Annotated in this window: 9 protein-coding genes; 7 read left to right on the forward strand and 2 right to left on the reverse strand. The window is 69.4% G+C overall.

The window, feature by feature from the left end:
• Window positions 1–51: 51 nt before the first annotated feature.
• Both MRBLWH13_RS11755 and MRBLWH13_RS11760 read left to right on the forward strand, forming a co-directional pair.
• Window positions 52–1,491: a DUF6421 family protein gene (locus MRBLWH13_RS11755; protein ID WP_341955192.1), complete on the forward strand. Its 1,440-nt coding sequence runs from the start codon at window positions 52–54 to the stop codon at window positions 1,489–1,491.
• A 111-nt stretch (window positions 1,492–1,602) separates the two neighbouring features.
• On the forward strand, window positions 1,603–2,244 hold the full coding sequence (locus MRBLWH13_RS11760) for an SDR family NAD(P)-dependent oxidoreductase (protein ID WP_341955193.1): 642 nt from the start codon (window positions 1,603–1,605) through the stop codon (window positions 2,242–2,244).
• 45 nt (window positions 2,245–2,289) lie between these two features.
• On the opposite strand, the gene MRBLWH13_RS11765 is transcribed toward MRBLWH13_RS11760, so the two are convergent.
• Window positions 2,290–3,774 (reverse strand): MFS transporter, encoded by a 1,485-nt coding sequence (locus MRBLWH13_RS11765; RefSeq protein WP_341955194.1) that lies wholly within the window; start codon window positions 3,772–3,774, stop codon window positions 2,290–2,292.
• A gap of 89 nt (window positions 3,775–3,863) precedes the next feature.
• On the opposite strand from MRBLWH13_RS11765, the gene MRBLWH13_RS11770 reads away from it, so the two are divergent.
• Window positions 3,864–4,931, forward strand: a complete 1,068-nt coding sequence (locus tag MRBLWH13_RS11770; protein WP_341955195.1) for a low specificity L-threonine aldolase — start codon at window positions 3,864–3,866, stop codon at window positions 4,929–4,931.
• A gap of 90 nt (window positions 4,932–5,021) precedes the next feature.
• Here the strand turns inward: MRBLWH13_RS11770 and MRBLWH13_RS11775 are convergent, their stop codons facing one another.
• Window positions 5,022–5,624, reverse strand: a complete 603-nt coding sequence (locus MRBLWH13_RS11775) for a DUF4916 domain-containing protein (RefSeq protein ID WP_056312995.1) — start codon at window positions 5,622–5,624, stop codon at window positions 5,022–5,024.
• Window positions 5,625–5,730: 106 nt separating this feature from the next.
• Here MRBLWH13_RS11775 and MRBLWH13_RS11780 point away from each other — a divergent pair, with 106 nt between their 5' ends.
• The 4 genes from MRBLWH13_RS11780 (at window position 5,731) to MRBLWH13_RS11795 (ending at window position 13,334) form a co-directional block, all read left to right on the forward strand.
• Complete coding sequence (locus tag MRBLWH13_RS11780) at window positions 5,731–6,396, forward strand: alpha/beta fold hydrolase (RefSeq protein ID WP_341958300.1); 666 nt, start codon at window positions 5,731–5,733, stop codon at window positions 6,394–6,396.
• Window positions 6,397–6,683: 287 nt separating this feature from the next.
• Window positions 6,684–8,327, forward strand: coding sequence for an ABC-F family ATP-binding cassette domain-containing protein (locus MRBLWH13_RS11785; protein ID WP_341955196.1), 1,644 nt, complete (start codon window positions 6,684–6,686; stop codon window positions 8,325–8,327).
• A 33-nt stretch (window positions 8,328–8,360) separates the two neighbouring features.
• A complete protein-coding gene (locus tag MRBLWH13_RS11790; RefSeq protein ID WP_341955197.1) occupies window positions 8,361–8,555 on the forward strand; it encodes a hypothetical protein in 195 nt (64 codons plus the stop codon).
• Window positions 8,556–8,693: 138 nt separating this feature from the next.
• Window positions 8,694–13,334: an ATP-dependent helicase gene (locus tag MRBLWH13_RS11795; RefSeq protein ID WP_341955198.1), complete on the forward strand. Its 4,641-nt coding sequence runs from the start codon at window positions 8,694–8,696 to the stop codon at window positions 13,332–13,334.
• The last annotated feature ends 16 nt before the right edge of the window (window positions 13,335–13,350 follow it).

Raw genomic sequence — 13,350 nt, forward strand, 5'->3', positions numbered from 1 at the left:
ATTCCGTATATGCCGGAATCTTTCCGTCAAACTCTCCGATCGGAGGTCCCGATGTCCATCATTTCCGCCCACAGCACCGCTGTTCAGGCCATCGTCGGCGAACCCGAGGTCGTCGAGGACGCATCGATCGCCGAGCAGAGCGCCGCCTGGGCGCAGCTCAAGGACGCCGCTGTCGCGATCCGCGAGATGCAGATCAAGGACGGCTCCATCCCGGATGCCGCGCACCACGCCCCCGCACGTGAGCTCGTCGCCGCGATCACCGCCGGCATCCGTGCTCTCGCCCCCGCCTTCCCCCACGACGCCGACTACCTCGCCGCGTCGATCGTCGACTTCGACCGCTGGGCCTCCGAAGGGTTCGGTGTGCCGGACTTCCTCGACTCGCTCATGGCTTTCCAGCCTCAGCAGCACCGGATCGACGGCATCCGTCATCTGGTCGTCTTCCCGATGTACACGCAGAACGGCTCGAGCGACCGCCTCGTCGAGGCGCTCATCGTCGAGACGATCTGGCCGGAGTTCATCGCCGCCCTCGAGGCCGGCGACTACGGCAACAAGCTGTTCGTCTCGCTGCGCCTGGTCGACTTCACGCCCGGCTACGACACCAACTCGGCCGTGCTGTTCCCCGAGACGGTCGCGATGCGCGAGATCCCGTCGTTCACGTGGGGCGCGATCTTCCAGGACCGCGAGGCCGCTCGCTACCGCCGGGTCACCCGTGCCGCCGCCGCGATCACCAACCTCGATCTGCCGGAACGCGCGAGCGCGATGCTCGACGACCAGCAGGTGGCCGAGAAGACCTTCGTCATGTGGGACATCATCCATGACCGCACCCACATGCGCGGCGACCTGCCGTTCGACCCGTTCATGATCAAGCAGCGGATGCCGTTCTTCCTCTACTCGCTCGAGGAGATGCGGTGCGACATGACGGCGTTCCGCGAGTCGGTGAACATCGAGCGCGCGCTCGCGGCCCGCATCGCCGCGGGTGAGCAGCTCACCGAGACCGAACAGGAGATGCACGACTACGCACACCTCGTGCAGTACGCGGTGATCTTCGACCGGATCTTCCGCTTCTCGATCACCGGCACCCGCACGCGCAACTACGACGCCGTCGGCGGACAGCTGCTGTTCGCCTGGCTGCACCAGCGTGGAGTGCTGCACTGGACCGACACCGCTCTCGCATTCGACTGGGACAACGTGCCGGATGCCGTCGTGGCTCTGGGCGACGCGATCGACGACCTGTACTGGCACTCGATCGACCGCCCGAAGGTCGCTCACTGGCTCGCCGCGTACGAGCTCGTGCGCGGAACGCTCACGCCGCACCCGGCTTCGCAGTGGGCCCGTGGCCTGCCGGACGAGATCCTCGCCGGGGCGCCGAAGGGGTACACGGATGCGGTGATGGACGACGAGTTCCCGCTGTCGATGTTCTTCGAGACCCTCGACAAGAAGATGAAGGCGGTCATCGAGTCGACCGTCGGCATCCGGGGCACCGACGACTGACTCGAATCGCGCATTTCTGGGGTCCGGTCGTGTGGTGCGACCGGACGCAGCGTCTGCGGCCATTCCTGCCCGGGGTGGCCGCAGAACTGTCTCTTCACGAGAGTTGAGCACATGAGCGTCACGGATCGCACGATCGTCCTCGCCGGAGCCACCAGCGACTCCGGCCTCGCCCTCGCACGGGCCCTCGTCGACGCGGGTGCTCGGGTGGTGGCGACCGGCCGCACCGCCGAACGCCTGGAACCGCTGCGAGTGATCGGTGCCGAGGTCGAGGTGGCGGATGCCGCCTCTCTCGGGTCGATGACAGACCTGGCCGCACGGCGGGGCACCGTCGACGCCGTGATCCCGCTGGTCGGCGGATGGCGCGGTGGCGGAGGGCTGGCCGGACAGACCGATTCCGACTTCGCCGCCCTCCTTCCCGCCCTCGAAGCGGTCAGGGCGACCAGCCGGGCGTTCGACAGCGCGCTGCGCACCTCGGACGCCGGCCGCTTCGCGATCGTCTCATCGACCGCGGCGGGCCGCCCTCTCGCGGGTGGCGCGAACTATGCGGCAGTGAAGGCGGCCAGCGAGGCCTGGACCCGCGCGGTCGCGCAGGGCTTCGCGAAGGCCGCACGGGATGCCGCGGAGCCGCTGCGCGCGGCATCCGTCGTCTTCCGAGCGAAGGCTCTCGATCCGGCATCCCTCGTGCCGAAGGTCCTGGGGCTCTGGGATGCCGACGCCGCCGATCTCAACGACCAGATCATCACGCTCGACTGAATTCGTCAGGCGTGACCGGCGGCATCCGACGCAGTCGACGCCCGGTCACCCTCGCGCCTCCGGTATCTCGGGTGGCAGCCCGCGCACCGGCGGCGGTGACTCCACGAGCCGCCCGTCGTCGTTGCGCGGGTCCACATCGGGCGCCCGGGCGCCTGCATCCACGTCGCCGTCCGGATCGGTCGGAACCGTCTCGCCTGCGTCGTGCGCCGGATCCTGCTCCGGCGCATTCGCGTAGAGCTCGGTGAGCTTGCGGTACGACTTCGTGAAGAACGCCAGTGTTGCGGCGATGACCATGATGATGCCGGCGAACAGGCAGATGAGGGCGATGCCCCGAGCCTCTCCCTCCCCGAGCAGCCACTGCCACTGCTGCTGCCCCTCGGGCGTCCGCATATACGGGATGATCAGGAACTCGGCGATCGGAGCGATCAGGAACGCGGTGATCGGTGCGGCCGCGGCCTCCATCGCGGCGGCGACACCGAACACGCGGCCCTGCCGGTCGTAGCGGACGACCTTCTGGATGATCGTCTGCTCGGCTGCCTCGACAGGGGGCACGAGCGCCATGTAGATCCACATGCCGATCACATACAGCGGCCACCACTCGCGCAGCATGAACACCGAGCCGAGGATGCCCATGGCGATCACGACGAGCAACAGGGTACGCATGGGTTTGGCGCCGAGCCCGAACTTCGCGACCAGGCCGCCGCCGATCAGGAAGCCGGTCGACGCGAACGCCAGCGCGAAACCCCACATCTGCGCGTCGAAGAGAGTGAGACCGTAGGGGTCCATCAGCGCCATGTACACGCCGCCGATGAGGTTGTTGAAGGTCGAGAAGATGATGAGCGCGAACAGTCCGGGGGCGAGCCTGATGGCCGCCACGCTTCCGCGGAAGTCGAGCGCGCTCTTGGCGTCGGGGTCGGGCTGGGGTGTGCCCTCGGGGATGCGGATGAAGAGCAGGTGCACGAAGGTCAGCACCATCGCGCCGATCGCGATCGCGAGGGTCCACCCCATGCCGAGGAAGCCGATCGACAGCCCGGAGAACACGCTCGTCACGAGGAAGGCCAGCCCCTGCACCGTGCCGACGAGGCCGTTGGCGTTGGCTCGGCGGTCTTCGGGCACGAGCAGCGTGACGGTGGTCGACAGCGCGATGTTGCGCAGCTGCTCGATGACTCCGCCGAACAGGATGACGGCCGAGAACACCCAGAACCACGGACCGCCGAGGTCGAGCAGCGCCGCCTCGGGCTGCCAGACGTAGAGCACACCGGCGACCAGGAAGGCGACGGCCGAGATGACGCTGGAGAGCAGCATCACCGTGTGCTTGCGGTTTCGGTCGACGATCGTGCCGAAGATCATCGCGAAGAAGGCGATGAACAGCATGTACGCGCCGCCGATGACACCGGTCGCGAGCACTGACTGCGTCTCGATGTACACCCAGAACGTGAGGGCGAACCACAGGAAGCTCGTCGTCACGTTCGCGATGAGCGTGTTGACGAGGACGTTCGCGAAGGCGGTCTTCGCTGCGGTGCGCTCCATGAGTTCGAGGGTAGGCGGAGCATCCGACATTCGGTAGAGCGCGTCCCGATCTGCGGGCTCGGCCCCGCATCCGCCCGTAGGCTTGTGCGGTGACTATTCAGCATGACCCCGCGGTCCGCGGCTTCGCGAGCGACAACTATTCCGGCGTCCACCCCGAGGTCCTCGCGGCCATCGCAGCGGCGAACGGCGGCCACCAGGTCGCGTACGGCGAGGACGCCTATACCGAGCGGCTGCAGGAGGTCTTCCGCGGGCACTTCGGCGAGGGCGTCCACGCGTTCCCGGTGTTCAACGGCACCGGCGCGAACGTCACCGGCCTGCAGTCGATGCTTCCCCGGTGGGGAGCCGTGATCGCGGCATCCTCCGCGCACATCAACGTCGACGAGGGCGGAGCGCCCGAGAAGATCGGCGGCTTCAAGATCCTCGCCGTGCCGACCGACGACGGCAAGCTCACCCCCGAGCTCGTCGATCGCGAGGCCTGGGGCTGGGGCGACGAGCACCGCGCGCAGCCGCTCGTGGTCTCGATCACGCAGACGACGGAGCTCGGCACCCTGTACTCGGTCGACGAGATCCGCGCACTGGCCGACCACGCGCACGAACGCGGCATGACCCTGCACCTCGACGGCGCGCGCATCTCGAACGCCGCCGCCGCCCTCGATGTGCCGCTGCGCGCGTTCACCCGCGACGCCGGCGTCGACGTGCTGAGCTTCGGCGGCACCAAGAACGGCGCCATGCTCGGCGAGGCCATCGTGGTGCTGAACCCCGAGGCGTCGAACGGCCTGCAGTACTCGCGCAAGTTCAACATGCAGCTGTCGTCGAAGATGCGCTTCGTGTCGGCGCAGCTCATCGCGCTGCTCGAGGGCGACCTGTGGCTGCGCAATGCTCAGCATGCGAACGCGATGGCCCAGCGTCTGCGCGGCACCATCGAGGCCGGCATCGCCGCTGGCGCGATCAACGGCGTCTCGTTCACGCAGCCGACCCAGGCGAACGGCGTCTTCGCCCAGCTCCCCGAGGGCGTCGCCGACCAGCTGCGCGAGTCGTTCCGCTTCTACGACTGGGATGCCGCGCGCAACGAGGTCCGCTGGATGTGCGGCTTCGACACCGAGGAGTCCGACGTCGACGAGTTCGTCGCCGAGCTCGCCCGTCTCACCTCGCGCTGAGAATCCGGTCGCGGCGTCCGCGCCGCGCGGAGAGGCCCACCGTCAGAAGTCGTGACGGTGGGCCTCTTCGCGTGTGCGCCGCAGCAGCGGCTATCGAAGCAGCCCGAGGTTGGCGAGCGCCAGGCGGATGAGCGTCCCCCGACCGCCCTCCATCTCGGCGGCCACCGCGTCGGACCCTGCAGCCTCCGCCGAGAACCAGGTGACCTCGAGCGCGTCCTGACGCGGCTCGCACGTGCCCGTCACGGGGACCACGAACGCGAGCGAGACGGCGTGCTGCCGGTCGTCGTGGTAGGCGCTGACGCCGGGGATAGGGAAGTACTCGGCGACCGTGAACGGCAGCGGCTGCGGCGGCAGCAGCGGGAACGCCATGGGTCCGAGGTCGTTTTCGACGTGGCGGAACAGCGCGTCGCGGATCGTCTCCCCGAAGCGCACGCGCCCCGACACGATCGTGCGCGTCATCTCGCCCATCGGGGTGGAGCGCAGCAGGATGCCGATCTCGGTCACCTGCCCTGATCCGTCGGTGCGCACCGGGATCGCCTCGACGTAGAGCATCGGCAGATGACGACGCGCCTCTTCGAGCTCGAACTCGCTCAGCCAACCGGGGTTCGTGTCTCGCGCAGGGGGCTGAGCGGCGCCGAAGCCCTCGATCCCGTCGTCGGGCTCTGGGTCGGGATCAGGTGTGCGGACGGCCATGTGTCCTTTCTACCAGCCGCACCTTCGGCCCGACACTGACTTGACATCCCGCACCGGCATACGATTCGTCCGGCCGACGGGGCGCATGTCCGCGCCCGCTGGCAGGATGGTGCAGGTGAGCGAAGAACTGACGATCGACGGCACCCTCACCCGCTGGTCCACCGCAGATCGGGCGGGGATGCCGCTGCTGGTGCTGCTGCACGGCTACGGAGCCGACGAGCACGACCTCTTCGGGCTGACCCCGTACCTGCCGGACGGCGTCGCCGTGGCATCCGTCGCCGCTCCTCTCTCACCCCCCTGGCCGATGCCCGGCCGCTCGTGGTACGCGATCGAGGGACTCGACGGACGCAGCTCGGACTCGGTGACCGTCGCCGCAGAGGCCTTCCTCCGCTGGCTCGATGAGGCCGCGGCGGATGCTCCAGCCGTGGCGCTCCTCGGATTCTCGCAGGGCGCGGCCGTCGCCCTCCAGGCCATGCGCCTCGACCCCGAGCGGGTCGACACCGTCGTGGCGCTCAGCGGGTACGTCGCCTCAGGAGAGCTCGCGAACGACGAGGCACTGACCGAGCGGAAGCCTCATGTGTTCTGGGGCCGGGGCACGAACGACCAGGTGATCCCCGAAGCCCGCGTCGCGCACACCGCGCAATGGCTTCCTGCACACTCCGAGCTGTCCGGGCGCGTCTATACCGGGCTCACGCACAGCATCTCGGAAGACGAGCTCGGCGATGTGCACGCCTTCCTCACGAAATGGCTGAGCCGCACCGCGAAGAGCTGATCCTGCAGCGCGAGGAACCGAGCCTGCGCGAAGAGCCGATCAGGCCGCGACACGCCCGGGGTTGCGAAACTCCGACACGCCCGGGTATCGTCGTGGAGTCCTGTCCGCCGTGTCTGGAAGTCCTTTGATCTGATCCGTCGCCTCCGCGCTCATTCCTCTGCGCGCTGACCCGACGATCGCCGACTCCACGGCAGACCTTCGCCCGCTGTCCTTCGCGACGGCATCCCCGCTCAGACGGGTCCCGGGCGACCGGTGTCAGTGCACCCTCGCACTCGACAGGAGACACCATGTCAGTCCCCACTCTTCATTCCTCGGTCACTCTCGACCGCCTCACGTTCACCTGGCCCGACGGCACCGCGGCGCTCGACGCGGTGTCCGGATCCTTCGGCACCGGCCGCACCGGACTCGTCGGCCGCAATGGCGCAGGCAAGTCCACGCTGCTGCGGCTGATGGCGGGCGAGCTCACCCCGACCTCGGGAGTGCTCACGGCGACCGGCGAGGTCGCCTATCTGCCGCAGCAGCTCACGCTCGACGTCGATCGCAGGGTCGCCGATCTCCTCGGCGTCGCCGTGCCCCTGGACGCCGTCAGGGCGATCGGTGCCGGCGACGTCGATCAGGTGCACTTCGATGCGGTCGGCGACGACTGGGACATCGAGGCACGCGCCGAGATGTCCCTGGCCGAAGCGGGGCTCGCCCCCGAGTTCCTCGACCGCAGGGTCGGCGAGCTGTCGGGCGGTGAGGCGGTGCTCGTCGCGATCGCCGGCATCCGCCTGCGGCGAGCGCCGATCACCCTGCTCGATGAGCCGACCAACAACCTCGACCGTGACGCCCGCGCGAAGCTGGCGGCGATGGTGAGGTCGTGGAAGGGCACGCTCATCGTGGTCAGCCACGATCTGACGCTGCTCGAGCTCATGGACGACACCGCCGAGCTCTACGCCCAGACGCTGAGCGTGTTCGGCGGCCCGTATTCCGAATGGCGAGCCTGGCTGGATGCCGAGCAGGAGGCGGCGAGACAGGCCGAGGCCACCGCGAAGCAGGAGTTCCGCAAGGAGAAGCGTCAGCGCATCGAGGCCGAGGTCAAGCTCGCACACCGGTCGCGCACGGCGAAGAAGGCCGAGATCGAGAAGCGGGTGCCGAAGATCATCGCCCATGGTCGCAAGATGGCAGCCGAGGTGTCGGCGGGAAAGCTCCGCACAGAGGTCGGCGCGAAGGAGGATGCCGCTCGCACGGCTCTCGACGAGGCCGGGCGACGCCTCCGTTCCGACGCATCGATGAAGATCGAGCTGCCCGATCCGCAGGTGTCGCGCAGCCGCCGCATCGTGACGATCGGCGACGGCGAGCGCTCGTGGATCATCCAGGGCCCCGAACGCGTCGCGCTGGTCGGGCGCAACGGCGCGGGCAAGACGACGCTGCTCGAGAAGCTGGTGGCGGATGCCGCCGACGGAGGGCACGACTCCGCACAGATGACTCTCGGCACGGAACACCCGGTGCTGACGGCGGCGGCTCTCACCGAACGCATCGGCTACCTGCCGCAGCGCGTCGACGGGCTCGACGAGGAGCGGTCGGTGTTCGAGAACATCGCGGATGCCGCCCCTCAAGTGCCCGAGAAGGAGCTGCGGAATCGACTTGCGAGATTCCTCATCAGAGGGGCCACCGCCGAGCGGCCGGTCGCCGCGCTGTCCGGTGGAGAGCGCTTCCGGGTGGCACTGGCGAAGCTGCTGCTCTCGGACCCCGCACCTCATCTCGTGGTGCTCGACGAACCGACGAACAACCTCGACATCGACACCGTCGATCAGCTCGTCGAGGCGCTGCGCGCCTACCGCGGGGCCGTGCTCGTCGTGAGTCACGACGACGCATTCCTCGCCAGGCTCGATCTGGACCTCACTCTCGAGATCCAGCCGGACGGCTCGCTCGCCGCGGCGACCCCCTGAGGTCGGCCACAGTGCCCACGCCATAACGTTCTCGTGTCAGAGAACCCGGCAGCGCCCGAGGTCGCCTCGACATGGGCCGCAATCACTCTGATGTCGGCGGCCTTCGCGGGCGGTGTGGTCACGATCGCGCTCGCGGTCGAGCGATCTCCCGTCGCGGCGGCGGTGTTCGGCGCCCTGAGCATCCTGGCCGTCTGGGGTGCGATCGTACTCCGGCCCTTCGCCGGGTGAGATCCCCCACGCAGGCCCGTCTGCCACCGCGATGAAGGTGCTCACGTAGTCGGTGGTGTGCACTGCCACGCCTACAGCATGCACTCGCCCACCGACAATGGCGACGCCGATGTCGGTGGCTCGGGTGATGATGGAGGGATGAGCGACGTGCTCGACCGCTTCACCCCTGCCACGCAAGACTGGTTCCGGGGTGCCTTTCCCGCACCCACGCCAGCCCAGGCAGGAGCCTGGAACGCGATCTCGGCGGGAAAGCATGCACTCGTCGTCGCACCCACCGGCTCCGGCAAGACCCTCTCGGCATTCCTCTGGGCGATCGACAGCGTGTTCCGCGAGCGCACGGCGAGCATCGAACGCACGGGGACGAATGAGCGCGCCGGGAAGAAAGAGTCCGCAGGCAAGAAGGAGCGGAAGACCGACCGGGAGAAAGACGACTCCCGCACCCGCATCCTCTACATCTCGCCGTTGAAGGCGCTCGGCGTCGACGTCGAGCGCAACCTGCGATCGCCCCTCATCGGCATCGGGCAGTCAGCACGGCGCCTCGGCGTCGAGGCCCCGGCGGTGACGGTCGGAGTGCGCTCGGGCGACACGACATCGAGCGATCGCCGCAAGCTCGTGGCCGATCCCCCCGACATCCTCATCACGACCCCCGAGTCGCTCTACCTGATGCTCACGAGCCGCGCGGGCGAGACCCTGCGCGACGTGCATACAGTCATCATCGACGAGGTGCACGCGGTCGCCGCGACCAAACGGGGGGCCCACCTCGCGGTGAGCCTCGAACGACTCGACGCACTGCGCCGCTCGCACGGCCACGAAGTCGCCGCACAGCGCATCGGGCTGTCGGCGACGGTGCGCCCGATCGATGAGGTCGCGCGCTTCCTCGGCGGCGCCGCCCCGGTCGAGATCGTCGCCCCGCCCGCATCGAAGACGTTCGAGCTCGGTGTCGTGGTGCCGATGGACGACATGACGAACCCGCCGCCGCCTCCCGGCGCGCCGACGGATGCCGGCGACGCCGCCGACGCCGAGTACACGGAGGTCACCGGGTCCGTCTGGCCGCATGTGGAGGAGGCGATCGTCGATCGCATCCTGCAGAACAAATCGACCATCGTGTTCTCGAACTCGCGCCGCCTCGCCGAGCGTCTCACCGGACGACTGAACGAGATCTACTCCGAGCGCATCGGCGTCGTGCTTCCCGAGGCATCGGTGCCCGCGGCCATGATGGCCCAGGCCGGCGCCACCGCCGGTGCCGACCCCGTGCTCGCCAAGGCCCACCACGGCTCGGTGTCGAAGGAGCAGCGCGCCCAGGTCGAGGAGGAACTCAAATCGGGCGTGCTGCGCTGCGTCGTCGCGACGAGCAGTCTCGAGCTCGGCATCGACATGGGCGCGGTCGATCTCGTGATCCAGGTCGAGGCGCCGCCGTCAGCGGCATCCGGGCTGCAGCGCGTCGGACGAGCGGGCCACCAGGTCGGCGAGATCAGCCGCGCGGCGCTCTTTCCGAAGCACCGCGGCGACGTGCTGCACACCGCGATCGTCACCGAGCGGATGCTGGCGGGCAAGATCGAGGCGATCCAGGTGCCTCGCAATCCGCTCGACATCCTCGCCCAGCAGACCGTGGCGGCCAGCGCCCTCGGCGAGATCGGCGTCGAGGAGTGGTTCGAGACCGTGCGGCGCTCCGCACCCTTCCAGTCCCTCCCCCGGTCGGCGTACGAGGCAACCCTCGACCTGCTCGCCGGGCGCTTTCCCTCTGACGAGTTCGCCGAACTGCGCCCGCGTCTCGTCTGGGACAGAGACGCCGGCACCCTCACCGGACGGCCCGGCGCACAGCGCATCGCCGTCACCAGCGGCGGTACGATCCCCGACCGCGGACTCTTCGGCGTCTTCGTCGCGGGCGAGTCGACCGGTGCCCGCGTCGGTGAGCTCGATGAGGAGATGGTCTACGAGTCCCGCGTCGGCGACGTGTTCACACTCGGCACGACGAGCTGGCGGATCGCCGAGATCACTCACGACAGGGTCAACGTCATCCCCGCCTACGGGCAGCCGGGCAAAGTGCCGTTCTGGCATGGCGACGGCATCGGCCGTCCGTTCGAGCTGGGAGAGGCCCTCGGCAGGTTCTCGCGCGAGGTGTCGGCGGCGACACCCGAGAAGGCGGCGCAGCGGCTGATCGAGGCAGGACTCGACGAGCAGGCGCGGATGAACCTCATGGCGCACCTGACCGAGCAGCGCGAGGCGACGGGCACCCTGCCGACCGACCGCACTCTCACGGTCGAACGCGGCCACGACGAGGTCGGCGACTGGCGGGTCATCTTGCATTCCCCATACGGCATGAAGGTGCACGCGCCGTGGGCGCTCGCGATCAACGCGCGCATCCGCGAGCGCCTCGGAGTCGAGGGCTCGGCCGTGGCGAGCGATGACGGCATCATCGTGCGCATTCCGGATGCCGAGGCCGAACCGCCCGGGGCCGAGCTGTTCGTATTCGACCCCGACGAGCTCGAGCAGCTGGTCACGCAGGAGGTCGGCGGATCCGCGCTGTTCGCCTCCCGGTTCCGCGAGTGCGCGGCCCGCGCCCTCCTGATGCCGCGGATGAATCCGAACAAGCGCACACCGCTCTGGCAGCAGCGCCAGAGGTCGGCGCAGCTGCTCGAGGTGGCCCGGCGGCATCCGACCTTCCCGGTGATCCTCGAGACTCTCCGCGAGGTGCTGCAGGACGTCTACGACCTTCCGTCGCTGCGCAAGCTCGCGGTGTCGATCGCCGACCGCCGCATCCGACTGATCGAGACCCAGCCGTCGCAGCCCTCGCCCTACGCACGCGACCTGCTGTTCGGCTACGTGGGCGCGTTCATGTACGAGGGCGATTCGCCGCTCGCCGAACGCCGTGCGGCCGCGCTGTCGGTCGACCCTGCGCTTCTCGGCGAGCTGCTCGGCACAGTCGAGCTGCGCGAGCTCCTCGACCCCGACGTCATCGCCCAGTTCGAGCGCGAGGCGCAGCGGCTCGACCCCGAGCGGCGCGCTCGCGGGCTCGAGGGCGTCGCCGACCTGCTGCGGATGCTCGGCCCCATGGACGCGGCCGAGATCGACGCGCGCCTCGACCCCGAGACGGGTTCGGGCTCCGAGCACCTCGACGCGCTGATCGCCGCACGACGCGCGATCCCGGTCACGGTCGCCGGTACCACCAGGGTCGCCGCGATCGAAGACGCCGGCCGGTTGCGCGATGCGCTCGGCGCGGCGCTGCCCACCGGCATCCCGGTCGCGTTCCTCGAACCCCTCGCCGACCCGCTCGGTGACCTCATCGCGCGCTACGCGCGCACGCACGGTCCGTTCACGACGGATGCCGTCGCTGCGCGCTTCGGGCTCGGCGCCGCCGTCGCGCGCCACACCCTCCAACGACTCGAGCACTCGGGCCGCCTCACCAGCGGCTACTTCCTTCCCGAGGCCTCAGGCTCCGGCAACGAGACCGAATGGTGCGACACCGAAGTGCTGCGCCGCCTGCGGATGCGGTCGCTCGCCGCGATCCGCGGCAGCGTCGAACCCGTCTCGCCCGAGGCGTATGCGCGCTTCCTGCCCGACTGGCAGCATTTGGGACGCCCTTTGGAAGGACTCGACGGCGTCCTCACCGTGATCGAGCAGTTCGCCGGCGTTCCGATCCCCGCCAGCGCCTGGGAGTCCCTGGTCCTGCCGTCACGCGTGCGCGACTACTCCCCCGCCCTGCTCGATGAGCTGACCGCTGCGGGCGAGGTCATCTGGTCGGGACACGGCACGCTGCCGGGCCGCGACGGCTGGGTGTCGCTGCACCCCGCCGACCTCGCCCCCTTCACCCTCCCCGAACCCGACGACGAGATCGCTGCGGATTCTCTCGAGGCGCGAGTGCTCGCGGCGCTCGAGGCCGGCGGCGCCTACTTCGCGGCACAGCTCAAAGACATGGTCGCTGCCGAGAACGAGCAGTCCGTCCTCGAAGCACTGTGGGCGCTCACCTGGGCAGGACGAGTGACGAACGACACCTTCGCTCCGATCAGGTCACTGCTCGCGGGAGGGTCGCAGGCACATCGGGTCGCCCGCCGGGCCCCGCGCACGCGTGCCTATCGGGGCATGTCGCTCGCCCGCACAGCACCGCGTCCGACCTCCATCGGCGGACGCTGGTCGCTGCTCCCCTCCGTCGAGACGGATGCTGCTCGTCGAGCCACCGTGACCGCCGGACTGCTCCTCGACCGCTACGGAGTCGTCACGCGCGGAGCGGTGCAGGCCGAGGGCGTACCCGGCGGCTTCGCCCAGACGTATCGGGTGCTCGCCGGTTTCGAGGAGGCGGGGCACTGCCGGCGTGGCTACGTGATCGAGCGACTCGGGGCGGCGCAGTTCGCGGCATCCGCCACGGTCGACCGTCTTCGCACCTTCGCAGGCCTCGCGGATCCTCCTCCGCGCAAGGCGGTGACACTCGCCGCGACCGACCCCGCCAACCCCTACGGTGCCGCGCTCGGATGGCCCAAGCGCGACGACGTGTCGCACCGCCCCGGCCGAAAGGCGGGCGGCCTGGTCGTGCTCGTCGACGGATCACTCGTTCTCTATCTCGAACGCGGCGGGCGCACGGTGCTGTGCTTCACCGACGACGCCGATGTGCTGCGGGCCGCTGCGACGGACCTGGCCACGACTGCGCGTGCACGACGTCTCGACACCCTCACGGTCGAGAAGGTCAACGGCGAAGGCGTCTATGGCACCGAACTCGCGCTGGCGCTGCAGGAGGCGGGGTTCGTGGCGACGCCTCGCGGCTACACGCTCCGCAAGGCGATCTGACAGTGCGCGCGGCGCC

It is taken from the genome of Microbacterium sp. LWH13-1.2, assembly GCF_038397735.1.
In the GTDB taxonomy this organism is placed as follows: Bacteria; Actinomycetota; Actinomycetes; order Actinomycetales; family Microbacteriaceae; genus Microbacterium.